This window comes from Micromonospora sp. NPDC049047 (genome assembly GCF_040649135.1).
Taxonomy (GTDB): Bacteria; Actinomycetota; Actinomycetes; order Mycobacteriales; family Micromonosporaceae; genus Micromonospora.
The window spans coordinates 144,585-170,364 of record NZ_JBEZEY010000001.1; the positions used below are offsets into that span (position 1 = coordinate 144,585).

The following is a 25,780-nucleotide window of genomic DNA, read 5'->3' on the forward strand; positions in this document are numbered from 1 at the left end:
GGTCACATCGCAGCCCTGGAGGAACACATGACAACCCACGCTCCGCCGGAGACCAGCCACGCCGCGGTCGCCGCTGTCGACCTGGTGAAGGTGTACGGCAGCGGCGACACCGCTGTGCGTGCCCTGGACGGCGTCTCGGTCGGCTTCGGTCGGGCCGAGTTCACCGCGATCATGGGTTCGTCCGGCTCCGGCAAGTCGACGCTCATGCACTGCCTCGCCGGTCTCGACACCGCCACCTCCGGCCGGGTCCTGCTCGGCGGAACCGAGCTGACCGGCCAGTCGGACCGGACGCTGACCCGGGTCCGCCGGGAGCGGATCGGGTTCGTCTTCCAGTCCTTCAACCTGCTGCCGCAGCTCACCGCCGCGCAGAACATCACGCTGCCGCTGGATCTGAGCGGCCGGCAACCCGACGCCGACCTGCTGGCCCGCCTGGTCGACGAGTTGGGACTAACCCAGCGGCTGGGTCACCGGCCCAGCGAACTGTCCGGCGGCCAGCAGCAGCGGGTCGCGCTGGCCCGGGCCCTGGTGGCACGGCCCGAGGTGGTCTTCGCCGACGAGCCGACCGGCAACCTCGACTCCCGCTCCGGCGCGGAGGTGCTCACCATCCTGCGCGACTCGGTACGCGGGCTCGGCCAGACCGTCGTCATGGTCACCCACGACCCGATCGCCGCCGCGTACGCCGACCGGGTGGTGCTGCTCGCCGACGGGCGGATCGCCGGGGAGATCGACAAGCCGGACCAGGTGTCGGTGACCGACGCGCTGCGGGACCTGGCGGCCCGCGGATGAGAGCGACAGTGCTGCGTACCCAGACGAGTGCCGCCGCCCGGCGGCCCGGCCGGCTGATCCTGACCGGCCTGGCGATCCTTGTCGCGTCGTTCGTCGTCTTCGGCACCGTGCTGGTGCAGCAGATCACCGAACGGACCGTGCGGGACAACCTCAGCGGCACCCCTGCCGTCACCGACCTGGTGGTCGGCAGCACCGACGTGCCGTCACCCACCATGCAGGACGTGCGGCGGATCCGGGCGGTGCCCGGTGTCGCCGAGGCGGTGGCCCGGGTGTCGACCGGGATCGCGATCGGCGACGGCTACCTCAACCTGCAGGCCGAGCCGGGCACCGGACCGCTGAGCAGGATCCGGGTGCTCGAGGGCGGTTACCCGGAGCAGCCCGGCGAGATCGCTGTCACCCCGAGGACCGCCGAGCGGCTCGGGCTCTCGGTCGGCACCACGACCACCGGCACCGGCGGTGAACTCACCGCACCCGCGGGCCTCACCGTGACCGGCATCGTCGACGCCGCCGCCGACGCCGGCTACGACGCGTACGCCCCGGAGAGCGCCGTGATCGCCTGGGCGCGCCTGACGGCGGTCGAGCGGGTCGACGTGCGCGTGGTCCCCGGCACCTCGACCGACACCGTCCGCCAACGGGTGACGGCGGTGGCGCCGGGACAGCCGATCCGGACCGGCGCGCAGGTGCGCGAGGCGGAGGCCGACGCGGCGGCCGAGGAGGTCGGGAAGCTCTTCATCCTGGTCGGCGTCTTCGTGTCGATCGCTGTCGTCGCGGCGGCGCTGGTGGTCACCTCGACCTTCCGCATCGTCTTCGCCCAGCGGATGCGGCAGCTCGCGTTGCTGCGGGCGGTCGGTGCGAACAGGGGCACGCTCATCGGGGCGTTGACCGCCGAGGGAGCCCTGACCGGGCTGGTCGCGGGCGTCGTCGGGGTGGCCGGCGCGCTCGCCGTCGGGTACGCGTTGCCGGCGGCCCTGCGCGCGTCCGGCATGGCGGTCTCCTCGCCGGGCCTGCCACTGGCGACGGCGGTCTCGGTGGTGCTCGGCGCGATGGTGGTCACCGTGCTGGCCGTGCTGTCGCCGGCGTTCTCGGCCGCCCGGGTCTCCCCGCTGGAGGCGCTGCGCGCGGCGAGCACCACAGCGGGTCGGCGTGGCATCGGTGTGCCGCGCCTGGTGTCCGGGCTGGTCCTGGCCGTCGGTGCGGTGCTGGCGGCGCTGGGAACGTTCAGTCAGCTGCCGGAGCCGGAGCAGTCGACCTACGACCCGCTCCTCCCGCTGCTCCTGCTTGTCGCGTCGGGCGGGTTGGCGTTCTTCGCGCTGGTGGCGCTCGGGCCGCTGCTGGTGCGGCCGGTGCTGGCCGTCGTGGGGTGGCCGCTGCGTCAGCTCGGACCACTCGGGCGGATGGCGGTCGGCGGGATCGGCGGGGCGCCGCGCCGGGCGGCGGCGGTCTCCGTCGTCGTCGCGCTCGGCGTGACCCTGATCTCCGGGGTGATCATCGGCGGTGCGTCGTTGCAGGTCCTCGCCGACCGCGAGATGGCGTTGTCCGCGCCTACCGACTTCGAGGTCAGCAGCAACGGAGGGACGCTGCCGGCGGCTGTCGTGGCCCGGGCCGAGGCGGAGCGCGCGGCGCTGGTCCGGCTGGTGCCGTACCGGCGGCTCGACGACGTCACGCTGCTGCGCGGCTCGGACCGGCTCGGGGACGTCGAGTCCGGCTACCCGACGAACGACCTGGATCTGGCGGCGTTGCCGAGCACCGGGGACCTGGACGTGGCCCAGGGGTCGCTGGCCGATCGTGGCCCGGGACGGATCGTGCTCAACAGCTGGGTCGCCCGGGACGCCGGTCTGCGGGCCGGAGACACTGTCACGCTCGCCCGGGGCGGGCGCACCGTCGACGTGCGGGTGGCCGCGGTGCTGCCCGGTGACGGCCCGCTGCACGCCGGCATCCTTGCCGACCGGGGTGACCTCGACCGGCTCGGCGCGCCGGCTGCGTACACCGGTCTGCTTGCCGACGCGGCAGCTGCCGGCGAGGACGGTCGCACCGCCGGTGTGCGGGCGCTGCGGCAGGCGATCGGGGGCGACGACGGGGTGGGCCTCACGGTGCTCGCCGACGAACGGGACCGCAACGACGCGCTGGTGCGCACCCTGGTCTGGATCGGTGTCGGTCTGGTGGGGTTGACCGTGCTGATCGCTGTCGTCGGCGTGGGTTCCACCACCGCGCTGTCCGTTGTGGAGCGGATCCGCGAGTCCGGGTTGCTGCGGGCGATCGGCCTGTCCCGGACCGGACTGCGCACCATGCTGACGGTCGAGTCCGGCCTCTACGGGCTGATCGGCGCGACGATCGGCCTGCTGATCGGCGTCCCGTACGGCTGGTTGGCGGTCCAGACCCTCGGGGTCGACGCGCCGCTGACAGTGCCCGCGCTGCCGCTGGTCGGGCTCTTCGTGACACTGGTCGGGCTTACCGCGTTGGCCGGAGTGCTGCCGGCCCGCCGGGCGTCGCGGGTCAGCCCGGTGGTGGCCCTGGGAGCCGACGGCTGACCACCACCACGGGTCGGCGCCGCAGCGTGGCGTCGACCCGTGGTGGCACTGTCAGTTCGGGTTGGCGGCGTGCGTCAGCGTCTCCCAGGCGACGAAGAGGTTGTTGCTGCCCGCCGGGCGTTGTTGCTGGGTGAGCGTCTGGGTGTTGGTCATGACGTTGCCCAGCCGGGTGCTCATCGCGTTGAAGCCGACCTCGGTGATCGGGCCGAGACCCCGGGTGAGGCTGCCGCCGCAGAGCCAGGAGGGCGGCGCCTCACCGAGCTGGTAGCGGGAATGGAAGCCAAGCGCCTGCCGCAGCCGCTCACCGACCTGCGGGTACAGATCCCGCCCCTGGATCCGCGAGGTTTCCGCGACGTGCGAGATGGCGGAGATCCCGTACCCGGTGTGGACGAAGTCGCGGCAGGTCTCCTGGGCGAGGCCGGCGACGAAGGTGGACTGACCCTGCCAGTAGCCGATGATCTCCGAGCTGGTGTCCAGACCGCTGCCGGACACCGTGTACGGCAACGCGCCGTCGCTGGGCAGGTAGACGAACGCCCGGGTGCGGTTGAGGAAGCGGGTCACCGCGGCGTCGTAGGCGCTGCGGTCCTCCAGGAAGACGGCGATGCCGACGGCCGCCTCCATCATCGTCAGTTCCCAGTTGCCGTTGCTGTTCGAACCGTTGCGTACCACCGGCAGGTAGACGGTGCGCAGCATGGTGGCGAACCGGTTGGCGTTGGGCCAGCTCGAGTACGTGTACTTGATGATCTCGGCGGCCCGGGGCCAGACCGAGGCGGCCCAGCCGGTCTGCAGCGGGGCGTTGCTGCCGGTGTGCGCGGTGATCGTGGCCGACCACGCGTCCATGATCTGGATCGACTTCTGCGCGTACCGGGAGTCCCCGGTGAGATACCAGGCGAGCGCGTCGGTGTACGCGGCGATCGCGTCCTCCCGCTCGTCGGTGCAGCCGTTGTTGGGGTTGGAGTAGGACCCGCACTCGACCACCGAACGGGGCGCCGGGGTGCGGGACAGCGAGGCGTACCGGCTGCCCATCATCTGGCTGTAGGCCGACGCCCACGGCTGCGCTCCGGCCTGCACCCGGCCCCTGACGAAGTCGAGTTGCCCCCGGCTGACCAGCACGCCGGGGTGGGTGAAGCCACTCGACGGCGGTGGTGTGGTGCCGCCGGTCGGCAGCGTCCAGGCCTGGTTGGCGGTGCCGGTGCAGCTCCAGATCTGGAGCGGGGTGCCGTCGGCGGAGCTCTGGCCGGTGGCGTCGAGGCACTTGCCGGAGGTGGGGTTCACCAGTTGGCCGGCGGTGGCCGCCCACTGTTGCGCCCCGGTGCCGTTGCAGTCGTAGATCTGCACCCGGGCGCCGTTGGCGGTGCTGGCGGCAGCGATGTCGAGGCACTTGCCCAGCGCCCGGATCGTGCCGTCGTCGCCGACCGTCCACTGTTGCGCGGTGGAGCCGTTGCAGGTGTAGAGCTGGACCGCTGTGCTGTTTGCCGGGTTGGCGGCGGCCACGTCGACGCACTTGCCGCCGTAGCCGGTGATGGCGCCGGTCGCGGCCGCCGTAGCGGGCGACGCGCCGACGACCAGGCCGATCGGTACGGCGAGCAGGGCCGCGGCCAGCGCGGAGGTCGGTCTGATGCGGGGGCGGCGGGGCACGAGCCCGGCCAATCGTCGCGCCATGTGGAGGTCCTTCCGGGCGGCGAAACATCTGTAAAGTGTGTTAATCATTACAGCCATACGCACCGATATCAATGTCTTCGTCGCCACGGATGCCGTTACGGGTGCATCGACGCGCCCTTGAGCACCTTGTCCACCACGTGGCGGGGCGCGTGCAGCGCCAGGCCCACCAGGTCGAGTTTCTCCCGACCGACAGCCTGCACGGCGGCGCGGTTGTCCCGGTCGTTGCCGGTGGCGAACAGATCTGCAGTGAAGATGGACAGACGCAGCCCGCGGGTGAGCGCACGCGAGTGCGCACCGACCAGCGCGGCCCGATCGCCGACGAAGACCAGCACCGGCTGGCCGAACATCGGCAGGTACCGGGTGCCGTCCGCGTCGCGGTACTCCTCGCCCAGGAGTTCCGGTACGGCGTGGGCGATGCCGCTGACCAGGAACGCGGTGACGTTCAGGCGCTGCCAACTCACCAGGTCGTCGCGGAGCAGCACGGCAATCTTGGTGGGAAATCGGATCGGTTCGGTCATGGCGTCGAGCCTGCCCGCGTACCGCCGATGGGTCTTGTACGTTCTTAGCGTGACCACCCGCCCGGCGGGCTCGCACGTCAGCGCCTGGCGACCCGCGGTGGCCGGGGTCGCCGAGGTCTTCCACGCCCGTTTCGTCGACCACGTCTACCCCCGGCACATCCACGACGTCTGGACGCTGCTGATCGTCGACGACGGCGCGGTCCGTTTCGACCTGGACCGGCACCGGCACGGCGCGTTGCGGACCTCGGTCACCCTGCTGCCGCCGCACGTGCCGCACGACGGCCGTGCCGCCACCGCCGACGGTTTCCGCAAGCGGGTCCTGTACCTCGACACCTCGGCGCTCGACGCGGAACTGGTCGGCCGGGCGGTCGACGAGCCGGGCATGTCCGACCCGCAGCTACGCGACCGGATCCACCACCTGCACCGGGTGCTCGCCGCACCCGGCGACGAGTTCGAGGCCGAGGGGCGGCTCGCGCTGATCCTGGACCGGCTGCACACGCGGCTCCGCCGCCGAGCCCCGGTCGACGTCGCACCGCCCGCCCACGGTCTCGCTGTCCGCCTCCGGGAGCTGCTGGACGCCCGGACCGTCGAGGGCGTCACGTTGCGCGAGGCCGCCGCGCTGCTGCACGCCCACCCGACCCACCTGGTCCGGACGTTCACCACGGCGCACGGGGTGCCACCGCACTCGTACCTGACCGGTCGGCGCGTGGAGGTGGCCCGTCGGCTGCTCCTCGCCGGGCAGCGGCCCGCCGACGTCGCGAGCGCGGCCGGCTTCTTCGACCAGGCGCACCTGAGCCGCCACTTCCGGCGGTACCTGGGCGTCAGCCCGGCCCGCTACCTCGGCGTTCCTTCGGGGATCAGACCTGCTGGGCCCCGATGACGGAGAGCAGCCGCAGCTTCTCGTCGCTGGCCGAGCCGGGCACGGCGGTGAAGACCAGCAGCGTCTGGGACTGGTCCGGGTCCACAAGCGTCTGGCAGTGCAGCTCCAACGCCCCGACCTCCGGGTGCAGGAAGTGCTTCGCCGGGCAGTAGCCGGCCGGCACCGGGTGTTCCCGCCACAGCTTCACGAACTCCGGACTCCTGGCCAGCAGGTCGTCGACGAGCGTCGCGGCCCGCGAGCCGCGCCCGTCCCGGGTGTACGACGCGTGCAGGTGCCCGACGAGCAGGCGGCTCTGCGTGTCGTGGTCCTCCGCCGGGTGCAACCGCCGGACCGCCGGGTCGGTGAACCAGCGGTGGTGGGCGCTGCGGGCCAGACCGGTGTACCGGGTCTCGTCACCGAGCAGGGCGACGGCCGGCGCGGTCTGCGCCAGGGTCTCGCCGAGGTGGTTCACCACCTGGGCGGGGGTGTCCTGCATCCGGTCGAGGATCCGCATCATGCCGGGGTTGACGTGGTCGGCCCGGACGGTGCGGTGCGGGACGGCGTGCCCGGCGAGCCGGAACAGGTGGTCCCGTTCGGCAAGCGAGAGCCGCAGGCCACGGGCCAGCGCGGCGAGCATCTGCTCCGACGGGTGCGGGCCGCGCTGCTGCTCCAACCGACTGTAGTAGTCGGTGGACATACCGCTCAACGCGGCGACTTCCTCGCGTCGCAGCCCACCGGTGCGTCGACGCGGCCCACGGGGCAACCCCACGTCCTCGGGTTGCAACGCCTCCCGTCGGGTGCGCAGGAAGCTGGCCAGTTGGGCGCGGTCCACGGTGTCTCCGATCACTGCGTGCCGGCCGGGGGCCGGCCTGTTCACTGCAACAGGCGAGCCCGGGGACGGTGTTCCGCCGGCCCCAAGATCGCACAGGATCCTGGGGCCGGCGGGTCAGCGGGCTGGCGGGGCCGGCGGGCCGGCGGGCCGGCGGGGCCGGCGGGCCGGCAGGCTGGCGGGCTGGCGGGCGAGATCAACACGGGTTTGCTGAAACGGCGGTGTCGCGGTCATGTTGATACCCCGACTTCACGGAACCCGAGTCGATCATCCCCGCTTTCCCAGCCGGCGGGAGGCTTTGACCGAATACTGGGCCGACAGCCCGGTCAGCGCTGGATGGACGTGGTCTCCAGGAACTCCTCAAGGCCGAAGCGGCCGAACTCGCGGCCGTTGCCGGACTGCTTGTAACCGCCGAACGGAGCGAACGGGTTCCAGTGCCCGGCGTTCACGTCGACCTGCCCCACCCGCAGCCGCCGGGCGACAGTCAGAGCGTGCTCCGGCTCGCCGAAGACACCGCTGGTCAGGCCGTACGGCGTGCCGTTGGCGATTGCCACGGCCTCGTCCTCGTCGCCGTACGGGATGATCGTGAGCACCGGCCCGAAGATCTCCTCCTGGGCGATCGCGGAGGTCGGGTCGACGTCGGCGAAGATCGTCGGCTGGACGTAGGCGCCGGTCGCCAGGCCCGCGGGTCGGTCCGGGCCGCCGAAGACGAGCCGGGCGCCGTCGGCGATGCCCCGATCGATGTAGCCGACGACCTTCTTCCGGTGCGCCTCGGACGCCATCGGGCCGATCCGGGTGGCCTCGTCGGTCGGGTCACCGACTGTGTACTGCCCCGCCGCCTCGACGGCCAGTGCCACTACCTCGTCCTGGCGGGAGGCGGGCACCAGCATCCGCGGCCACGCGCCGCAGACCTGACCGCCGTTGCTGAACGCCATCATCAGTCCACGGGTGACCGCCTCGGGCAGGTCCGCGTCGTCCAGGATGATGTTCGCGCCCTTGCCGCCCAGCTCCAGCGCGACCCGCTTGACGGTCTCCGCAGCCACCGCGCCGATGCGCTTGCCGGCCCGGGTCGACCCGGTGAAGGAGATCATGTCGATGTCCGGGTGGGCGGAGATGGCCTCGCCGACGACCGCGCCGGTGCCGTACACGACGTTGAGCACTCCCGCCGGGACGCCCGCGTCGGCGGCGACCTCGGCGAGGATCCGTGCGGTCAGCGGGGCGTTCTCGGAGGGCTTGAAGACGATCGTGTTGCCCGCGAGCAGCGCCGGCGCCACCTTGGAGACGATCTGCTGCAACGGGAAGTTCCACGGAGTGATCGCGCCGACGACGCCGATCGGCTCGCGGACGATCAGCGAGTTGCCGACCTCCTCGGTCCAGGCGAAGTCGTCGGCCAGAGCGACGACGGACTCGACCACAGCGGCCGGGAAGGCGACCTGGGCGGTGCGGGACATGCCGATCGGCGAGCCCATCTCGGCGGTGATCGCCTGGGCGATCTCCTCCTGCCGGACGCCGAGGCCGGCACCGAGGCGACGCAGCACGTCCGCCCGATGCCGGGGCGTGGTCGCCGCCCACGCGGGGAAGGCGGCCCGGGCCGCGACGACGGCGCGGTCGACGTCGGCGGCGGTGCCGGCCGGGGTCTTGGCGACGACCTCGCCGGTCGCCGGGTTCACGACGGGAAGGGTGCCGGCCGAGCCGGCGACTGTCTCGCCACCGATCCAGTGGCCGGTGACGGTGTACGCGGAAGGTGTCATGCACCGACCGTCGCACCGGCCCGGAACCCCAACCAGGTGCGCTTTATCCACGGTTTCGTGATCCCTGGCTGGGCTCCGGCCGGGGCAGAGCGTGAGGACGATGCGACCGGCGGCGGGGGTGCGGCGTCCTTCCGGGCCCAGGCGTCCGTGATCGCGGCGAACGGCACGATCTCGTTGTCGACGCTGAGCCGGCCGCCGAGGCGTGCGACCACACCACCGGCGCCGAGCACGGCAACCTGCTCACCGGCCGCCAGGTCGCCGGCGTGGGTCAGCGCCGCGTGCGCGGCAACGACTTCTGGTACTCCAACGAGCTTTGTGGATGTTCCGGGGCGGCGCCGACACCGGACCGGATGCCATAGTGCGGCGATGAAGGCAGACCTGCACAGTTACCTGAAGGGCGGCCGCGACTCGCTGCTGTGGAAGCTGGACGGGCTCGGCGAATACGACATCCGGCGTCCGTTGACCCCGACCGCGACCAACCTGCTCGGTCTGGTGAAGCACTCGGCCGCCATGGAGATCCTCTACTTCGGCGTCGTGTTCGGCCGACGGTTCGAGCAGGAGCTGCCGTGGCTCGGCGACGGGGCGGAGCCCAACGCCGACCTGTGGGCGAGCGCGGACGAGACCCGCGACGAGATCGTCAGACTGTACCGGCGCGCGATGGCCCACGCCGACGCGACAATCGAAGCCCTGGCACTGGATCAGGTCGGCCGCGTGCCGTGGTGGGGCGAGTCGGCAGTCACGTTGCACCATGTCCTGGTTCACGTCATCGCGGAAACCCAACGGCACGCCGGCCACGCTGACATCGTGCGCGACCTCATCGACGGCGCCGCCGGGTTGCTTTCCAGCAACGACAACCTGCCCCCGGTGGACGAGTCATGGTGGCTGGAATACCGCCAGCGAGTGGAGCCGGCCGCCCTCGACGCCAGCACGCGCAGCAACTAGGTCTCTGTCGATCATGGCGGCCGGACGATGGTGGCCCGCGTTCGCCGCAGCGGGCGTCCAGGTCGCGCCACCGCAGGGTCCCCGCTGCGGCCCGTCCTTGTCCCACGACCGGGGGCCACGGGCGGCATCCTGCAGCGGTCAGCAGGCTTACGACGGCGGGACTCTCTGGTCGCCAGCGGCCCGCCAGGGATCGATCATGATGACCGAAAATGTCGTACAGGTGTTCTAGATTCGGGTCATGGTCGAGGAGTTGACGCAGGCAGAGGACGCGGTCGCGGCCTGCATCGATGCGGTCACCTGGGCCCGGCCCGAGGACGAGCTGATCGCCGCGCTCGACACCACACACCGCATCGAGCAGCGTCTCGCCGCGGTGAAGCTGGCAGTGATCCGCGAGCTCGACGGCCGACGCACCGCTACCACGCGGGGCGCCTCCTCCACCGCTGTCTGGCTGCGCGAACGGTTGCGACTCACCGTCCCGGCCGCCCGCCGCCTCGTCGACCTCGCCACCGTCCTGGAAAACGGCAACCCTGGGGTACGCCACGCACTGGCTGGTGGCTGCATCACCGTCGACCAGGCCCGGGTCATCGCCGACTCGGTCGACAGTGTGCAGACCGCCGCCGGTCCCGAGGTCGCCGACAAAGCTCTCGGAATGCTCGTCGAGTGGGCCGGGCAGTTCGATCCCACCCTCCTCCGCAAACTCAGCACCCGCATCCTCGACCACGTCGCACCAGACATCGCCGACGGTGCCGCCAGAGCCGCCCTCGACGCCGAAGCCCGCCGCGCCACCCGCGACCGCCACCTCACCCTCTCCACCCTTACCGACGGCCGCCTGCGCCTCACCGGCATCCTCGACACCGAGACCGCCGGGCTGCTCCGTGCCGCCATCGACCCACTCGGCGCACCCTCGGACCCTGACGACCAGCGCTCTCCTGGGCAACGCCGGCACGACGCCCTCGGCGACGTGTGCCGCCTCGCCCTGCGCACCGGCGAGTTGCCCGAAAACGGCGGTGATCCCGCCCAGATCGTCGTCACCACCAGCTTTGACGGGTTGACCGGGCAACTGGGCGGCGGAACCCTCGACACCGGCCTGCACCTCACCCCCGAGGCCGTGCGCCACCTCGCCTGCGACGCTGCCATCCTCCCCGCCGTCCTCGGCGGAGCCGGGCAACCACTCGACCTCGGCCGACAACGCCGCCTCATCACCGGCCCGCTCCGGCGAGCCCTGGTGCTGCGGGACCGCGGCTGCGCCTTCCCGGGCTGCGACCGCCCACCGCGTTGGTGCGACGCCCACCACATCCACCACTGGGCCGACGGCGGCACCACCAGCCTCACCAACGCCGTCCTGCTCTGCGGCCACCACCACCGGCACCTGCACCACAGCGACTGGACCGTGCGACTGGCAGGCGACGGCAACCCCGAGTTCGTGCCACCGGCCTGGCTCGACCCCGAACAGCTCCCTCGTCGCAACCACTACCACCGACGGACGTAAGCACCACCAGCACCATCCTCTGTCGGCGGGCCGATCGAGTGGCCAGCCCAGCACGCCCCAATTCCTCGCGGTCACCGCGGGCGGTGAGAGGTGCGCGGCCAGGACCGGCGTGCGCCTGCGCCTGCTTGGTCACCGGGGCGGTGAGAGGCGCGCGGCCACGACGGCGATGGCCCTGTGCCACGCAGCACGGCGCGGCAAGGACAGGTCTCGGCGCGCCGCGCCCTGTTCAGCTACCTGAAGCCCTGAGGCCCTGAGGCCCTGAGGCGCAGGGGCGCAGGGGCGCAGGGACGGGAGCCTACGTGCGGCTTCCCGGCTGGTCGCGTTCGACAGGCCGGCTGATCAGCAGGGCTGGCCAGGCGGATCAGGTGGCCCACTCCGGTGACCACTTGATCACGGTTCGGCCGGCCGATCGCCACCCCGACGACCGGTCACAGTCGTACGGCCGTTCGGATGCGACGCCCGGACGAGCGTAAATCCGGCGGCGAACGGTCGTACCCGACCGATACTCTTCCTGCGCGCGTCGTCGTCCTGGCACGTCGCGCCCCGCGCCTGGTCGGCGCGGCATCGCCGCCACCGCCCACCACTGGCCGGCTCAATCGACTTCAGGAGAGTTTGTGACACAGCAATCCGTCGCGACATCGGACAAACTCGACGCCGCGGTGCTCAAGGTGGCCGGCGTCGTCGTCCTCGGCGCGATCATGTCGATCCTCGACGTGACGGTGGTCAGCGTGGCGCTGCCCACCTTCCAGAGCGAGTTCGACGCGTCGTACGCCCGCGTGGCGTGGACGATGACCGCCTACACCCTCGCGCTCGCCACAGTGATCCCGCTCAGTGGCTGGGCGGCCGACCGGTTCGGCACCAAACGCCTCTACATGGTGGCGCTGGCCCTGTTCACCATCGGATCGGGGCTCTGCGCCACCGCCGACACGATCGGCGAGCTGATCGGCTACCGGGTGCTCCAGGGCCTCGGCGGCGGCATGCTCATGCCGCTGGGCATGACCATCATGACCCGCGCGGCAGGCCCGCACCGGATCGGCCGACTGATGGCCGTCCTCGGCATCCCGATGCTGCTCGGGCCGATCGGCGGGCCGATCCTCGGTGGTTGGCTCATCGACACCGCGAGCTGGCACTGGATCTTCCTGATCAACCTGCCGATCGGCGTCATCGCCCTGATCTACGCGCAGTTCGCCCTGCCGAAGGACGCCCCCGAGCCGTCGGAGTCGTTCGACTTCCTCGGCATGCTCATGCTCTCGCCGGGCCTGGCGCTCTTCCTCTACGGCGTCTCGTCGCTGCCGGAGGCCGGCACCTTCGCCGAGGCCAAGGTGTGGGCCCCGATGCTCGTCGGTGGCGCGCTCGTGGTGGCGTTCGTGCTCTACTCGTTCAAGCCCCGGCACCCGCTGCTCGACCTGCGCCTGTTCCGCAACCGCAGCCTGACCATCGCGTCGCTGACGCTGTTCGTGTTCATCATCGCGTTCATGGGCGCCGGCCTGCTGTTCCCGAGCTACTTCCTCCAGGTGCGCGGCGAGACGACGCTGACCGCCGGTCTGCTGATGGCCCCGCAGGGCATCGGCGCGATGATCACCATGCCGATCGCCGGCACGTTGGCCGACCGGGTGCCGATCGGGCGGACCGTCCCGTTCGCGCTGGCGCTCATCGTCGTCGGGTTCTTCGGCTTCACCCAGGTCGACCCGCAGACCTCGTACGTGCTGCTCTGCGGGTCGCTGTTCGTGATGGGCCTGGGCATGGGCGGCACCATGATGCCGATCATGACGTCGGCGCTGCGGACGTTGCAGGCTCAGGAGGTGGCGCGCGGCTCGACGCTTGTCAACATCCTCCAGCAGATCGGCGGCTCGGTCGGCGCCGCCGTGATGTCGGTGATCCTCACCAACGAGCTGAACGGCTCACGGCCGATCCCCGGCCTGGTGGACGAGAGCGGCAAGCCGATCACCGAGGCCGGGCTGGCCATCGCCTCCCAGCAGCGGCCGGAGCTGCTCCAGCAGATGCCGGTCGACCCGTCGATCATCGAGCGTGGCCTGGACTTCGCCGCCAAGTCGTTCGCCAGTACGTTCTGGGTGGCGTTCGCGCTTGTCGTGCTCACCTTCATCCCGGCGGCGCTGCTGCCGCGCCGACGTCAGCCGGCGCAGCTCGACGACCCGCAGGCCGAGCAGGTGCGCACGCCCGTCGTCATCCACTGACCGACGCCGCCGCGCTCAGTACCCGATGCGGTGCTGAGCGCGGCGACTACGGCGTCAGCGCAACGGACCGTCGCCGGGCCCGTCCGGGTCCTCGACCACGTGGATCGCGGCCTCCTCCGCGCTGGCCGCGCCGGCGTCGATGCCGGCGTCCCAGGCCACCGACTCGGCCTCGTCGTCCTCGCGGACACCCTCGTCGTAGGCGACGAGACGGCCCGCGCGGGCCTCACTCTCGTACCCCCGGCGGGTCAGCTCGTCCTCGTCGTCGCCGCCCTCGGCGTACGGGTCGACATCCGGCACCTCCTGGGCGAGGTGCTGCGCCAGGGACTCACCGGCCCGCTCCTCGGCGGGTGTGGTGCCGAACCGGTTGGCCGCGGTCCAGTGGTCCTCGGCCACGATGCCGGTGTCGAGGGGGTCGCCGACCCGGTCGTCGTCGAGGGTGTCGGAGGCGTCCAGGACGCCGTCGTCCTCGGCCACGTTCCACTCGTCGACGGAATCCATCCGCTCGGTCTGGCTCACGGCGGTCTCCTCTTCGTCACGGTGCACCAAAGTGCCCAGCCTATGACCGTGCAACGCATCCGCACGCCGAGGCCCGCCCGCTGTGACGAACCGACCCCGGCGGTACGGCCGGGCGTGCCGGTCAGCGTGTGAGCAGCCCCACCACGGCTTCGGTGAACTCCGCCGGCTGCTCGATGTGGGCGAAGTGCCCGCTCCGCTCCAGCAGCACCAGCCGCGAGTCCTTGAGGCCCGCGTGCAACTGCTCGGCCCAGCGCGGGCCGCAGATGAAGTCGTACGCCCCGACGATCACCACGACGGGCACGGTGATCTCCGCCAGGTTCTCCCGTACGTCGAAGGGCGTGGGGTCCTGCGCGCCGGCCGGTGCCGAGGAGATCCGGACGGCGGCCTGGAACGGGACGAACTCGTCCTGTCGGCCCCAGAAGTCCGCGAAGTACACCGGCAGGGCGGCGCGCAGGGCGGCCGCCAACGACTCGTCGTCCGTCGCTGCGCCGATCTGACCGAAGGCCGCCGGGACGGCCGCCGCCTCCGGTCGGTCCGGGTGCCGCTGCGGGTACGCGGCAAGACCGGCCATCGCCTCGGCCCAGAACTCGGCGCCGGTGACCGGTGAGGTGTCGTACAGGGCGAGACCGGCGACCCGGTCCGGGTGGGCGAGCGCGTACCGCTGGACGACGAAGCCGCCGTGCGAGTGTCCGAGCAGGTACACCCGGGGTGCGCCGAGGTGCTCGACGACGGCATCGAGGAACCGGACATAGGTGTCGAGACGGTACTCACTGGGATCATCGAGTCGTCCGGCGGCACCGGTGCCGACCGGCTCGACGTACACCATCGTGAAGTGCTCTTCCAGGCTCGGCGTGCGCAGGTAGGCCCATTCGATGCCGGGGCCGCCGGAGTGCGCCACGCAGACCGGGCCGGTGCCGGCGACGTGGTAGACCTGCCGGACGCCGTCGACGGTGAAGGTGTGCGCGCCCGGTGTGAGGGCGCTGACGTCGTGGCTTGTGGAACCCATGAACTATCTCCCGATCCGAGACCCGCGCGGCGGCTGCCGGCGCGGCAACTGGTGCATGACGCGGACCAGATGCGGGGGTGGACGGAAAAGTTCGCTCGGGCCGGAGAGGTTTTTCAGACAAGCGCCGGGATGGGGTGGAAGAGGGTGAGTTGGCGTACGCGGCCCTCGCGCAGCACCTGCAACCACAGTGCCGCCGGCGGGCAGTGCTCCGGGTCGTCGGGTGGGCTGATCAGGTCGGTCTCCCAGATCAGCACGTCGCCACTGGCCACGACGTTGCGCAGCCGCTGACGTACTCCGGCGGACAGGTCACTGTTCATGCCGTTGATCGCCAGGTCACGGCCGCCGCGCGGGCCGCCCGGCACGATCATCTCGGCGTCCGGCCACCAGTTGTCGCGGACCACCCGGTCGAAGTCGCCGCCCATCGCCGTGGTGATCATGTCGCGGCCCTCCCGCCAGCGCGAGTCGTTCGCGGCGGCGACGTCCGGGTGCGCCGCGCTCGCCGCCGTCCGGAGGCCGCCGGCGAGCGCACGGCGGGCGTGGCTGAGGCGGCTGCGGACGGTGCCGACCGGCACGCCACACACGGCCGCGATCTGCTCGTACGAGGACGCGTCGCTGAAGTACCGCAGCAGGGTGACGAGCCGGTCAGGCTCGGACAGCTGCCCGATGGAGTGCCACACCCAGTCGCGCGTCGCCGCCCGGTCCAGCGCCTCCTCGGGGGTGGGTGTGTCGGCGGGGCGGGTGAACCACTCGGGTTCGGCGACCGGGACCGCTTTCGGGCCCCGCAGCGCCATCCGGCTGTTGTTGCGGACGATGGCCCGCAACCAGCTGCCGACGGCGCTCGGGTCGCGCACCTCGCCGATACGCCGCAGAGCGACGACCATGGTGTCCTGCACCGCGTCCTCGGCGTCCGGCCCGTAACCGAGGACGCTCAACGCGACGGCCCGCATCCCGGCCTCGTGCCGGGCCAGTAGCGCCCCGAGCGCTGCCGCGTCTCCCGCCTGCGCGAGCACGACCAGCTCCACGTCGCTCTGCGTCACGCCCAGTTCCTCCCCGAAAGGTCTTTTTCACCGTCTTGCGCCCCATCAAGCGTACGGCGGGCCGGCGGCTCGATGGCCCGCCGGTCGGCCGTCCTACGCTGCGCAAGGGCCGGCGGCGCGGGTGGCTCGAAGGCCGATCTGCCGCAGGGGCCACGCGCGGGGCGTCTGCAACAGCGACAGCAGGCCCAGCAGTCGGGCCGGGGGCGTCGGACCTGGCTCCCAGAATGCCAGCGATGTGTGCCAGAACCTGTCCTATATGGGCCGTAGCGTTTTCGGCATGACACCCTTTCGCGTGGACATCCCCCAGGTGGACCTCGACGACCTGCGTGACCAGCTCGCCCGCACCCGGTGGACCCGCTCGTTGCCCGGCACCGGCTGGAGCCGCGGGGTGCCGGTGCACTGGCCGCAGGGCAACCCGGGCAGCCACTTCGTGGCGATGGACGAGCTGCTGGCGCACGCCGCGGACATCCGCGCGTTCTTCGGGCAGCTGCGATGATCGAGCTGGACTGGGCTCAGGTGGCCGCCCGACGTCTACAGCGGCACCGGCTCTCCCCGTCGACGGCGCGGACGGCACCGGACGCCGGGCGCGTCGCGGACGTGGTGTCGGCGATGTGCGGCGCGCACGCCCAGATCGCCTCGGCCGCCGAGCTGTCCATCGGACTGCGGCTGCCGGGCGCGACCCGCGCCCTGGTCCGCCGGTCACTGTGGACGGACCGCACAGTGGTCAAGACCCGGGGGCCGCGCGGGACGGTGCACCTGCTCGCCGCGGCGGACCTGCCGATGTGGGTCGGTGCGCTGTCCGCGATGCCGGCCCCGCCGTGGGAGCGCAGTGTGGTCCTGCTGACGCCCCGGCAGACCGAGCAGGTCCTCGCGGCCATCGCCGACGCGGTCGCCGAGGCGGACCTGACCACCGCCGAGCTGACCGAGGAGGTCGTCGCCCGTACCGGCCCGTGGGCGGGCGACCTGGTCGTGGAGGCGTTCCAGGACACCTGGCCCCGGTGGGTCGCCGCGATGCCCGCCGCCACCCGGGCCGGAGTGGTCTGCTTCGGCGCGAATCGCGGTCGGGCCACCACGTACACCAGCCCGACCCGGTGGCTGCCCGACTTCGCGCCGATGCCCGGTCGCGCCGCCCTGGCCGGACTCGTCCGCGGCTACCTGTACGCGTACGGGCCGGCCACTCCGAGGCAGTTCGCCAGGTGGTTGGGGGTGGCGCCGGAGTGGGCGACGTGGCTGTTCGACTCGGCCGATCTGACCGAGGTGACGGTGGAGGGCAGCCGGGCCTGGGTGTCCGCCGAGGACACCGAGTTCCCCGACCGGCCGTCCGGCTTGCGGCTGCTGCCCTACTTCGACGCGTACGTGGTCGGCTGCCACCCGCGCGAGCGGCTCTTCCCCGGTGCCGCCGCCCACCGGGCGCTCGCCAACGGTCAGGCCGGTAACTATCCGGTGCTGTTGGTGGACGGGGTGGTCGCCGGAGTGTGGCACCAACGCCGCTCCGGCCGCTCCATCCGGGTCACCGTCGAGCCGTTGCGGGCGCTCGACGCCGCCCGGCAACGGGCGCTGGGGGAGGAGGTCGAACGGGTCGGCGAGATCCTCGAGGGTGCGGCGTCGCTGACCATCGGCACCATCAGTGTCGGCCCGCACGCCTGAGACCACGCCGACGCACCGGCTGAGCCAGGATGAGGGGGTGCACCCCGAACCGGTCGACCACGCGCCCCGGCAGGCATTCCCCTGGGCGCTCCTGCGGCAGCGCTGGGAGGACCTCACCTTCCTGCACTGGCCCGTCGCCCCGGAGACCGTCGCGCCGCTGCTACCCGCCGGCACCCGTCCGGACACCCTGGACGGGGTCAGCTACGTCGGCCTTATCGGTTTTCGGATGGTCGGGCTGGGCTTCGGCCGGGGGCCGGGGGTGCCGTATTTCGGCACCTTCGCCGAGACCAACGTCCGGCTCTACTCGGTCGACGACACCGGCCGGCGGGCCGTGGTGTTCCGCTCGCTCGACGCGTCCCGCCTGGTGCCGGTGCTCGTGGCGCGGGCGACGCTGCGGCTGCCGTACCTCTGGTCGTCGATGCGGTTGGACCACGACGGCGACCGTCGCAGCTACCGGTGCCGGCGACGCTGGCCGGGCCCGGCGGGTACGACGAGCCGGATGGCGGTGCGGGTGGGGGAGCCGATCGTCGACCCGACCCCCCTTGAGCACTTCCTCACCGCCCGCTGGGGGCTGCACACCCGGGCGTACGGGGGCACCCTGCACCTGCCGAACTGGCATCCGCGCTGGCCGCTGCACCGGGCCGAGCTGCTGCACCTGGACGACGAGCTGGTCGCCGCCGCCGGGGTGCCGACACCGCTCGGCTCGCCGGTGAGCGTGCTCTACTCGCCCGGCGTCGCGGTCAGGTTCGGCCCACCGCTGACACTGCGCCGGCCCGGTTGAGCGGTGCCGGGCCGGCGCGGCGTCAGTAGCGACCGCCCTCCGGTGCGGGCAACGCGTCCAGGTCGGCCAGGTCCTCGGCGCTGAGCCGCACGTCGGCGGCGGCGCAGTTGTCCACCAGGTACTTCGGCGTCTTGGTGCCCGGGATCGGGATGACCTGGTCACCCCGGGCGACCACCCAGGCCAGGGCGACCTGCGCGGGGCTGGCCCCGGCCCGGTCGGCGATCTCCCGGACCCGGGCGACGATGGCGAGGTTGGCGCGCAGCGCGTCCTGCTGGAAGCGCGGCAGGCCGCGGCGGAAGTCGTCGGCGGGCAGGTCGTCGAACGAGGTGAACCGGCCGGCGAGGAAACCGCGACCGAGCGGGGAGAACGGCAGGAAGGCGATGCCCTGCGCGGCGCAGTACGGCAGCACCTCGGCCAGCGGGTCGCGGGTCCACAGCGACAGCTCGGACTGCACCGACGCCACCGGGTGTACCGCCTGGGCCCGTGCGATCTGGGCCACCGTCACCTCGGACAGCCCGATCTGCCGCGCCTTGCCCGCGGCGACGACCTCCGCCATCGCGCCCCAGGACTCCTCGATGGGCACCTCCGGGTCGACCCGGTGCAGCTGGTAGAGGTCGACGTGGTCGGTGCCGAGCCGGCGCAGGCTGGCGTCGATCGCGGCGCGGATGTGCTCCGGCCGGCCGTTGTTGCCGATCGTCGGGGAGTTGCCGGGGCCGCCGGTGGTGGAGGTGGCCACCAGGCCGACCTTCGTGGCCAGGACGGCACGCTCGCGGTGACCGCCGGCCAGCGCCCGCCCGACCAGCTCCTCATTCGTGTACGGCCCGTACACGTCCGACGTGTCGATAAGCGTGGCGCCCAGGTCCAGCGCCTGCCGGATGACGGAGATCGAGGTGTCGTCGTCGCGGGGACCGGTGATGTCGTAGCCGTGGCTCATGCCCATGCAGCCGAGGCCGATGACGCCGACCTCGGGGCCTGCGCTGCCCAGCGTGGTGGTTCGCATGTGCCCACGCTACGACCACTGCGGGCGCTTGGCGCGGCGGGTTCGGGTCGCGCACCACCGAGGCCGGCGGGGCCGGTGCTGCCGAAGGGGTCGGCAGGCGGCAGTCGATCCGAAACTGCTCGGTGACGACTCTCACTGGAAACGGACTACCTGGTCCGGTACGGTGGTGGCTAAGCGGACTCATGAGTCCGGATCTGTCCGACAGTGAGAAAGAGGAGCCCCATGAATCCGGTGCGGATCAGCGACGCCCTGCTCGCGGTGGCCTTCGATCCGAAGCGCGACCTGACCGAGGCGCTGGATCAGTTCTACGCCCCCGACTACACCCACCGCAGCGACGGCAAGACCCTTGACCGGGCCGAATTCGCCGAGATGGTGACGCAGGCACGCACTCAGATCGTCAGCGGCACGGTGACCGTCCTCGACGAGCTGCGCGAGGGTTCCCGCTACGCCGAACGACACGTTTTCGAGATCACCATGGCCGACGGGTCCACCGCCAAGCGGGAGATCGCGATCTTCGGGTCGTACGCCGAGGACGGCCGCTTCCGCCACCTCAGTGAGACGGGTTTCGACCTTCCCGCCTGAACCACCTCGACGACAACACAGGCTCGACGACAACACAGGAGAGCACCATGCCCCGACTCAACGATCCCGACCCGAACGTCGTCCCAGCCGACGTCCGCGACTTCCTGTCCGCGTTGCCGCCGGACCCGATGGTCAAGATGCTGACCCACTCGGTCGGCACCGTGAAACTGTTCATCCAGCAGGCCAGGGCACAGTTCACCGCGCTGGAACTGCCCGCCCGCTCGCGGGAGTTGGTCATCCTGACCGTTGCCGAGTACGCCGGGTGCGAGTTCGTGGCGGCCCAGCACGGTCCGATGTCCGAGGCGGTCGGCGTCAGCCAGCGCACCCGCCAGATCATCAGCGGCCGGGACATCGACAACCCGGACCTTTCGGCGTACGACCGGACGCTCATCCGGTTCGCCGCCGAGGTGGTGCGGTCGCCGCGCGTTGCCGACGACGTCTTCGACCAGGTGCGGCACATCCTGAGTGAGCGCGAGATCGTCGAAGCGCTTCAGGTGATCGGCTACTACTGGTCGTTCGGACGGGTGGCCACGGTGCTCAACGTCGAACTCACCACCGTGTACGGCGACGAGCCGCTGCTGACCGGGGAGACCGAGCGGGCAGACTGAGGCCGTGACCACGCCAACGCCGAGCGACCCGGACAGGCCCCACCGCCGGCTGGACGCCCGGCGCAACCACGAGCGGGTCATCGCCGCCGCCCGGGAACTCTTCGCCGAGCAGGGCCTCCAGGTGACGGTGCCGCAGGTCGCCGACCGGGCCGGGGTGGGCCGTGCGACGGTCTACCGGAGCTACCCCAGCAAGGACGACCTGATCGTCGCGGTCGTCCACCGCCAGTTCGACGAGCTGGAGCAGCGCATCCGCGCCGCGCTCGACGGCGCCGACCCGTACCGGGAGTGGTGTTCCTTCGTGCCCGACCTGTTCGGACGCCTCGCCCGCGACCGGGTGCTCGCCGACGCGTTCTTCGAGGGCCGGCTGGTGCCCGCCGCGCACATCCTGAGTCTGATCGGGCAACTGGTGGCTGCGGCCCGGTCCTCCGGCAAGATCCGCCTGGACGCTGGGGAGCTGGACATCAGGGTCCTCGTATGCGGAGCGGTTCGGCAGCTCATAGTGCTTGACGAGCGCGATCCGGCGGTGTGGCGCCGGTACGCCGACCTGGTGCTCAACGCGCTGCGCCCCTGACCACGGGGCAGGGCCGGGGATCACCGGCGTGGGTGCGGGTGGTGACCAACGGGCCGCACTGAGTCCGACGACCAGCGAGAAATCAGCGGCGCCGCCTTGAACCGCATAGCGAATGATCGATATTGTCTGCCGCAGGCGCCGCCCCGCCCCAGGCCATCACCGTCGATCGACCGAAGCGGGTTCAGCATGCGCGCACTGAGACTTGTCACGACGCTGGCCGTCGCCGGCCTGCTCGCCGGGGCGGTGGCGACAGTCGCCACCCCGGCCAGCGCGGCGACCGCCGCCTTCTCCGTGACCAACAACTGGGGCAGTGGCTACCAGGGGCAGGTCACCGTCACCAACAACACCTCCACACAGATCACCAGCTGGCGCGTGGAGTTCGACCTGCCGGCCGGAACGAGCATCAGCCAGTCGTGGAACGCCCAACAGGCGACCTCGGGCAACCACTACACCTTCAGCAACGTGTCGTGGAACGGCACTCTCGGTGCCGGCGCGTCGACGTCGTTCGGCTTCCTCGTCAACGGCTCGGGCACCCCGGTGAACTGCACAGTCAACGGCGACAGCATCTCCTGCACCGGCGGCACACCCCCGACGACCCCGCCGCCCACCACCCCGCCGCCCACGACTCCGCCGCCCACGACCCCACCGCCCACGACCCCGCCGCCGAGCACCGGCACGCCTGTCGAGCGGTACGGGCAACTCCGGGTCTGCGGCACGACGATGTGCGACAGGTCCGGCGCTCGGGTGCAGTTGCGCGGCGTCAGCAGCATGTGGCTCAACTGGGAGACCGCCCCGTACGCCGAGAATCTCTCCGCGCTGCGCTGGATGCGGGACAACTGGAAGCTCCAGGTGATCCGCGCGGCCATGGGCGTGGAGCCGGCCGGCGCGTACCTGAGTGATCCGAGCAGGGCGCGGGCGCAGGTGGAGACCATCATCAACAACGCGGTCAGCGCCGGGGTGTACGTGATCGTCGACTGGCACGCGCACGAGGCGCAGAACAACCAGTCGCAGGCGGTGGCGTTCTTCGGTGACCTGGCCCGCCGCTACGGCCACCTGCCCAACGTCATCTGGGAGCCGTACAACGAGCCGTTGCAGGTGAGCTGGACCAACGTCATCAAGCCGTACCACCAGGCGGTGGTCGCGGCGATCCGCGCCGCCGACCCGGACAACATCGTGGTGCTCGGCACCCCAACCTGGTCGCAGGACGTGGACGTGGCGGCGGCCAGCCCGGTCAGCGGCACCAACCTGATGTACACCCTGCACTTCTACTCGTGCACGCACGGCGCGTCGCTGCGGGCCAAGGGCGACGCGGCGATCCGGGCCGGCCTCGCGCTGTTCGTCACCGAGTGGGGCGCCAGCAACGCCGACGGCGGCCTCGACGGCCGGTCCTGCCTGCCGGAGGCGCAGTCCTGGATCGACTGGATGAGGGCGAACGGCATCTCCTGGACGGCGTGGAAGCTGGACGTCGGCACCGACACCACCAACCTGCTCAGCCCCGGCGCGCCGGTGACCGGTGGGTGGACCAACTACCTGCACGGCCACGCGCCGTTCGTGGTGGCGAACATGAGCTGACGCGACTGCCACTCCGGGGCGCGCCGTGCGGGCGCGTCCCGGGCCGGCACGGCGCGATTCCGACGGCCCGTTGAGCAGGCCGGCGAGAACGGTCCGCCACCTTAACGCACCCGAAACACGCCCGGCACCAACCCTGGGAACGCTCGTCGGACAGCCACGACCGCCGATCTGCGAACCGGGGTGACCATGGCCGACAACACCACGAACGCGCCGACGTTCGACGCGCCGAGCAGCCGGTCCGGCAACGGCCGGGCACTGCCCACGCCGCGCGCCAACACGGCGGCGACCCTCGACGACGGCGACCCGGCGGACCTTGCCACGATCGGTGTCGAGGAGGAGTTCCACGTCGTCGACCTGCACACCCGGGAGTTGGTGCCGCGGGCCGGGGAGTTGCTCGACCGGCTTCCGGCCGACTCGTTCACCGCCGAGTTGCACCGCAGCGTGGTGGAGACCAACACCGCTGTCTGCCGCAGCCTGGACGAGATCCGCGCCGAGCTGACCCGGCTGCGCCAGCTGGCCGTCCAGGTCGCCGACCGGGCCGGGTTGGGCATCGTGGCGGCCGGCACGGTGCCGTTGCGCGCCGACGGCGACCCGAGCGTCACCCCCACCTCCCGCTACCGGCGGATGCTCGACGAGTACCAACTCCTCGCCCGGGAGCAGTTGATCTGCGGCGCGCAGGTGCACGTCGGCGTGTCCGACCGCGACCTGGCGGTCGCGGTCACCCGCCGGGTCCAGCCGTGGCTGCCGGTGCTGCTCGCCCTGTCGACAAGCTCGCCGTACTGGATGGGTCAGGACAGCGGCTACGCCAGCGTCCGGTCGCTGGTCTGGCAGCGCTGGCCCACAGCGGGTGACCCGGGCGAGGTGACCAGCGCCGCGGATCATGAGGCGTTGGTGGCCGAGCTGATCTCCTCCGGCACGATCACCGACCCCGCCATGATCTACTTCGATGTCCGGCCGTCGGCCCACGTGCCCACCGTCGAGCTGCGGATCACCGACGCCAACGCCGACGTGGAGACCATCGTCCTGCTCACCGGGCTGTTCCGGGCGTTGGTCCGGCGGGAGGTGGCGGCCCTGCGCGCCGGGGTGGAGCGCACCGCAGTGCGGCCCCCGGTGCTGCGCGCCGCCGTGTGGCGGGCGGCCCGCTCCGGACTGGAGGGTGACCTGCTCGACCTGCCCCGCTCGGCCCGGCCGGTGCCGGCCGCCGAGGCGGTCCGTCGCCTGGTGACCGACCTGCGCCCCCAGTTGGCGGCGACCGGTGACTGGGAGCAGGTCCGGGAGCTCACCCGCTACGCCCTGGAGCGCGGCAGCTCCGCCGCGCGGCAGCGCCGGGCGTACGAGCGTCGCGGCCGGCTCGCCGACGTGGTGGACCTGCTCCTCGACGAGACCCGGGGCCGGGTCCGCGAGGCGCTGCCGGGTGCGCCCACACCGCCGGAGCTGCCCACGTACGCCGACGCCGGCGACGAGGTCTTCGGCTCGGCCGGACCGGACCCGGCGTACGCGCCGATCCTGACGGCCCTGCGCCACCTCGGGGCCGGCGCCCTGCGCCAGCGCGAACACGACCGGGACGAGGAGCAGCGCGCCCGCGGCGTGACGTTCAGCGTGGCCGGCGAGGCGAGCACCCGGCTCTTCCCGGTCGACCTGGTGCCCCGCGTGGTGGCGGCCGCCGACTGGCGGGCCCTGCGCACCGGCCTGGTGCAACGCGCCCACGCCCTGGACGCCTTCCTGCGCGACGTCTACGGCGACCGGGAGGTGGTGGCCGACGGCGTGGTGCCGGCGTGGGTGGTGGAGTCCTCACCCGGGCTGCGCCCGACCGGCGCGCTGATGGGTCGGCGGGGCACCCGCGCCCAGGTGTCCGGGACCGACCTCGTCCGCGACCCGGACGGCGGCTGGTATGTGCTGGAGGACAACCTGCGGGTGCCCTCCGGGATCGGCTACGCGGTGCAGAACCGCCGGCTGACCCGGGCGGTGCTGCCGGAGCTGCCGGTGCCGGCGGACCTGCTGCCCGCCGACGAGACGCCGGCGATGCTGTACCGGGCGCTGATCGCCGCCGCGCCCCCCGCGGCCGACGATCCCGCCGTGGTGGTGCTCAGCAGCGGCCCGGCTGACCCGGCGTGGTTCGAGCACCGGCTGCTCGCCGACGAGATGGCCGTGCCGCTCACCGAGACCGGTGACCTGCTGGTGGAGGAGGGCCGGGTCTGGCTGGTCCGTGCCGGCACCCGCAGCCGGGTCGACGTGATCTACCTGCGGATGGACGAGGAGGCGCTGCTGCACGCGCCCGGCGCCGACGGGCTGCCGCTGGGCTGGCCGTTGCTCGCCGCGGTGCACGCCGGGCGGCTCACCCTCGCCAACGCGCTGGGCAACGGTGTCGGCGACGACAAGGCGCTGTACGCGTACGTGCCCCGACTCATCGAGTACTACCTGGGCGAGAAGCCCCTGCTGGGGGACGTGCCGACGTACCTGTGCGGGCTGCCCGAGCAGCGGGCCGAGGTGTTGGACCGGCTCGACGAGTTGGTGCTCAAGCCCGTCGACGGGTACGGCGGCGACCGGGTGGTGATCGGCCCGCGCGCCGAGGCCGAGGAGTTGGACGCCGTCCGGGAACAGATCCTCGCCGCCCCGCACCGGTGGATCGCCCAGGAGATGGTCTCGCTCACCACCCACCCGGTCTTCGACGGTACGGCTCTCGCGCCCCGCCACGTCGACCTGCGGGCCTTCGTGTTCCTCGGCGAGCGGGCCGAGGTCGCACCGGTGGCGCTGACCCGGGTCGCGCCCGCCGGCAGCATGATCGTCAACTCGTCACGAGGCGGCGGGTCGAAGGACACCTGGCTGCTCGGTTCGGCCGAGCAGAATTCGGTGTAACGCACGGTTGACCTACCCGTCATCGGTACGCAACCCGGCCCGCCA

At 72.1% G+C, this 25,780-nt stretch carries 22 protein-coding genes; 14 read left to right on the forward strand and 8 right to left on the reverse strand.

Annotated elements, in window-relative coordinates:
• Window positions 1-27 precede the first annotated feature (27 nt).
• A complete protein-coding gene (locus AB0B86_RS00555; protein WP_357410304.1) occupies window positions 28-786 on the forward strand; it encodes an ABC transporter ATP-binding protein in 759 nt (252 codons plus the stop codon).
• Window positions 783-3,314 carry an ABC transporter permease gene (locus AB0B86_RS00560; protein ID WP_357410306.1) on the forward strand — a complete coding sequence of 844 codons (2,532 nt, stop codon included), beginning with the start codon at window positions 783-785 and terminating at the stop codon, window positions 3,312-3,314. Before AB0B86_RS00555 ends, AB0B86_RS00560 begins: the two co-directional genes overlap by 4 nt.
• 51 nt (window positions 3,315-3,365) lie before the next feature.
• Here the strand turns inward: AB0B86_RS00560 and AB0B86_RS00565 are convergent, their stop codons facing one another.
• Both AB0B86_RS00565 and AB0B86_RS00570 read right to left on the reverse strand, forming a co-directional pair.
• Window positions 3,366-4,976: a ricin-type beta-trefoil lectin domain protein gene (locus AB0B86_RS00565; protein WP_357414711.1), complete on the reverse strand. Its 1,611-nt coding sequence runs from the start codon at window positions 4,974-4,976 to the stop codon at window positions 3,366-3,368.
• 95 nt (window positions 4,977-5,071) lie between these two features.
• Window positions 5,072-5,494: a DUF2000 domain-containing protein gene (locus AB0B86_RS00570; protein ID WP_357414713.1), complete on the reverse strand. Its 423-nt coding sequence runs from the start codon at window positions 5,492-5,494 to the stop codon at window positions 5,072-5,074.
• Window positions 5,495-5,543: 49 nt separating this feature from the next.
• Here AB0B86_RS00570 and AB0B86_RS00575 point away from each other — a divergent pair, with 49 nt between their 5' ends.
• Complete coding sequence (locus AB0B86_RS00575) at window positions 5,544-6,374, forward strand: AraC family transcriptional regulator (RefSeq protein WP_357410312.1); 831 nt, start codon at window positions 5,544-5,546, stop codon at window positions 6,372-6,374.
• On the opposite strand, the gene AB0B86_RS00580 is transcribed toward AB0B86_RS00575, so the two are convergent.
• Window positions 6,352-7,185: a helix-turn-helix transcriptional regulator gene (locus AB0B86_RS00580; RefSeq protein WP_357410362.1), complete on the reverse strand. Its 834-nt coding sequence runs from the start codon at window positions 7,183-7,185 to the stop codon at window positions 6,352-6,354. The two genes, AB0B86_RS00575 and AB0B86_RS00580, sit on opposite strands and share 23 nt — an antisense overlap.
• Before the next feature lie 323 nt (window positions 7,186-7,508).
• Window positions 7,509-8,933 (reverse strand): aldehyde dehydrogenase family protein, encoded by a 1,425-nt coding sequence (locus AB0B86_RS00585; protein ID WP_357414715.1) that lies wholly within the window; start codon window positions 8,931-8,933, stop codon window positions 7,509-7,511.
• Window positions 8,934-9,299: 366 nt separating this feature from the next.
• Here AB0B86_RS00585 and AB0B86_RS00590 point away from each other — a divergent pair, with 366 nt between their 5' ends.
• The 3 genes from AB0B86_RS00590 to AB0B86_RS00600 all read left to right on the forward strand — a co-directional run bounded on the left by AB0B86_RS00590 (window position 9,300) and on the right by AB0B86_RS00600 (window position 13,559).
• Window positions 9,300-9,875 carry a DinB family protein gene (locus AB0B86_RS00590; protein WP_357414717.1) on the forward strand — a complete coding sequence of 192 codons (576 nt, stop codon included), beginning with the start codon at window positions 9,300-9,302 and terminating at the stop codon, window positions 9,873-9,875.
• Between the two features lie 238 nt (window positions 9,876-10,113).
• Window positions 10,114-11,364 carry a DUF222 domain-containing protein gene (locus AB0B86_RS00595; RefSeq protein ID WP_357414719.1) on the forward strand — a complete coding sequence of 417 codons (1,251 nt, stop codon included), beginning with the start codon at window positions 10,114-10,116 and terminating at the stop codon, window positions 11,362-11,364.
• Window positions 11,365-11,978: 614 nt separating this feature from the next.
• On the forward strand, window positions 11,979-13,559 hold the full coding sequence (locus tag AB0B86_RS00600) for a DHA2 family efflux MFS transporter permease subunit (protein ID WP_357410322.1): 1,581 nt from the start codon (window positions 11,979-11,981) through the stop codon (window positions 13,557-13,559).
• A 54-nt stretch (window positions 13,560-13,613) separates the two neighbouring features.
• Here AB0B86_RS00600 and AB0B86_RS00605 read toward each other — a convergent pair whose 3' ends face one another.
• From AB0B86_RS00605 to AB0B86_RS00615, 3 genes are all read right to left on the reverse strand, one after another.
• Window positions 13,614-14,075, reverse strand: a complete 462-nt coding sequence (locus tag AB0B86_RS00605) for a DUF5709 domain-containing protein (protein ID WP_357410324.1) — start codon at window positions 14,073-14,075, stop codon at window positions 13,614-13,616.
• A gap of 121 nt (window positions 14,076-14,196) precedes the next feature.
• The gene (locus tag AB0B86_RS00610) at window positions 14,197-15,081 is read right to left on the reverse strand and encodes an alpha/beta hydrolase (RefSeq protein ID WP_357410326.1); all 885 of its coding nucleotides are present in this window, start codon (window positions 15,079-15,081) and stop codon (window positions 14,197-14,199) included.
• A 113-nt stretch (window positions 15,082-15,194) separates the two neighbouring features.
• On the reverse strand, window positions 15,195-16,118 hold the full coding sequence (locus AB0B86_RS00615; RefSeq protein WP_357414721.1) for a sigma-70 family RNA polymerase sigma factor: 924 nt from the start codon (window positions 16,116-16,118) through the stop codon (window positions 15,195-15,197).
• 277 nt (window positions 16,119-16,395) lie between these two features.
• Here AB0B86_RS00615 and AB0B86_RS00620 point away from each other — a divergent pair, with 277 nt between their 5' ends.
• Genes AB0B86_RS00620 through AB0B86_RS00630 form a run of 3 tightly spaced genes read left to right on the forward strand, consistent with a single transcriptional unit; the run spans window position 16,396 to window position 18,546 of the window.
• On the forward strand, window positions 16,396-16,614 hold the full coding sequence (locus tag AB0B86_RS00620; RefSeq protein ID WP_357414723.1) for an epoxide hydrolase N-terminal domain-containing protein: 219 nt from the start codon (window positions 16,396-16,398) through the stop codon (window positions 16,612-16,614).
• Window positions 16,611-17,765, forward strand: coding sequence for a winged helix DNA-binding domain-containing protein (locus AB0B86_RS00625; protein ID WP_357410332.1), 1,155 nt, complete (start codon window positions 16,611-16,613; stop codon window positions 17,763-17,765). Before AB0B86_RS00620 ends, AB0B86_RS00625 begins: the two co-directional genes overlap by 4 nt.
• 37 nt (window positions 17,766-17,802) lie before the next feature.
• Window positions 17,803-18,546, forward strand: coding sequence for a DUF2071 domain-containing protein (locus tag AB0B86_RS00630; RefSeq protein WP_357410334.1), 744 nt, complete (start codon window positions 17,803-17,805; stop codon window positions 18,544-18,546).
• Window positions 18,547-18,568: 22 nt separating this feature from the next.
• Here the strand turns inward: AB0B86_RS00630 and AB0B86_RS00635 are convergent, their stop codons facing one another.
• A complete protein-coding gene (locus AB0B86_RS00635) occupies window positions 18,569-19,546 on the reverse strand; it encodes an aldo/keto reductase (protein WP_357410336.1) in 978 nt (325 codons plus the stop codon).
• Between the two features lie 222 nt (window positions 19,547-19,768).
• On the opposite strand from AB0B86_RS00635, the gene AB0B86_RS00640 reads away from it, so the two are divergent.
• The 5 genes from AB0B86_RS00640 (at window position 19,769) to AB0B86_RS00660 (ending at window position 25,735) form a co-directional block, all read left to right on the forward strand.
• Window positions 19,769-20,128: a hypothetical protein gene (locus tag AB0B86_RS00640; protein ID WP_357410338.1), complete on the forward strand. Its 360-nt coding sequence runs from the start codon at window positions 19,769-19,771 to the stop codon at window positions 20,126-20,128.
• 47 nt (window positions 20,129-20,175) lie between these two features.
• Entirely contained in the window at window positions 20,176-20,736 is a 561-nt protein-coding gene (locus AB0B86_RS00645; protein WP_357410340.1) for a hypothetical protein, read from the forward strand.
• A gap of 4 nt (window positions 20,737-20,740) precedes the next feature.
• Window positions 20,741-21,307: a helix-turn-helix domain-containing protein gene (locus tag AB0B86_RS00650; protein WP_357410341.1), complete on the forward strand. Its 567-nt coding sequence runs from the start codon at window positions 20,741-20,743 to the stop codon at window positions 21,305-21,307.
• Window positions 21,308-21,493: 186 nt separating this feature from the next.
• Window positions 21,494-22,879 carry a cellulase family glycosylhydrolase gene (locus tag AB0B86_RS00655; protein WP_357410343.1) on the forward strand — a complete coding sequence of 462 codons (1,386 nt, stop codon included), beginning with the start codon at window positions 21,494-21,496 and terminating at the stop codon, window positions 22,877-22,879.
• 186 nt (window positions 22,880-23,065) lie between these two features.
• Window positions 23,066-25,735 (forward strand): carboxylate--amine ligase/circularly permuted type 2 ATP-grasp protein, encoded by a 2,670-nt coding sequence (locus AB0B86_RS00660; RefSeq protein WP_357410345.1) that lies wholly within the window; start codon window positions 23,066-23,068, stop codon window positions 25,733-25,735.
• Window positions 25,736-25,780 lie beyond the last annotated feature (45 nt).

What these genes read in the sequence shown, in the direction of transcription:
- AB0B86_RS00595 (WP_357414719.1), top strand. Translation starts at nt 10,114, where the DNA reads ATGGTCGAGGAGTTGACGCAGGCAGAGGACGCGGTCGCGGCCTGCATC.
- AB0B86_RS00555 (WP_357410304.1), top strand. Translation starts at nt 28, where the DNA reads ATGACAACCCACGCTCCGCCGGAGACCAGCCACGCCGCGGTCGCCGCT.
- AB0B86_RS00560 (WP_357410306.1), top strand. Translation starts at nt 783, where the DNA reads ATGAGAGCGACAGTGCTGCGTACCCAGACGAGTGCCGCCGCCCGGCGG.
- AB0B86_RS00625 (WP_357410332.1), top strand. Translation starts at nt 16,611, where the DNA reads ATGATCGAGCTGGACTGGGCTCAGGTGGCCGCCCGACGTCTACAGCGG.
- AB0B86_RS00635 (WP_357410336.1), bottom strand. Translation starts at nt 19,546, where the DNA reads ATGCGAACCACCACGCTGGGCAGCGCAGGCCCCGAGGTCGGCGTCATC.
- AB0B86_RS00565 (WP_357414711.1), bottom strand. Translation starts at nt 4,976, where the DNA reads ATGGCGCGACGATTGGCCGGGCTCGTGCCCCGCCGCCCCCGCATCAGA.
- AB0B86_RS00590 (WP_357414717.1), top strand. Translation starts at nt 9,300, where the DNA reads ATGAAGGCAGACCTGCACAGTTACCTGAAGGGCGGCCGCGACTCGCTG.
- AB0B86_RS00620 (WP_357414723.1), top strand. Translation starts at nt 16,396, where the DNA reads ATGACACCCTTTCGCGTGGACATCCCCCAGGTGGACCTCGACGACCTG.
- AB0B86_RS00570 (WP_357414713.1), bottom strand. Translation starts at nt 5,494, where the DNA reads ATGACCGAACCGATCCGATTTCCCACCAAGATTGCCGTGCTGCTCCGC.
- AB0B86_RS00585 (WP_357414715.1), bottom strand. Translation starts at nt 8,933, where the DNA reads ATGACACCTTCCGCGTACACCGTCACCGGCCACTGGATCGGTGGCGAG.
- AB0B86_RS00645 (WP_357410340.1), top strand. Translation starts at nt 20,176, where the DNA reads ATGCCCCGACTCAACGATCCCGACCCGAACGTCGTCCCAGCCGACGTC.
- AB0B86_RS00655 (WP_357410343.1), top strand. Translation starts at nt 21,494, where the DNA reads ATGCGCGCACTGAGACTTGTCACGACGCTGGCCGTCGCCGGCCTGCTC.
- AB0B86_RS00660 (WP_357410345.1), top strand. Translation starts at nt 23,066, where the DNA reads ATGGCCGACAACACCACGAACGCGCCGACGTTCGACGCGCCGAGCAGC.
- AB0B86_RS00610 (WP_357410326.1), bottom strand. Translation starts at nt 15,081, where the DNA reads ATGGGTTCCACAAGCCACGACGTCAGCGCCCTCACACCGGGCGCGCAC.
- AB0B86_RS00640 (WP_357410338.1), top strand. Translation starts at nt 19,769, where the DNA reads ATGAATCCGGTGCGGATCAGCGACGCCCTGCTCGCGGTGGCCTTCGAT.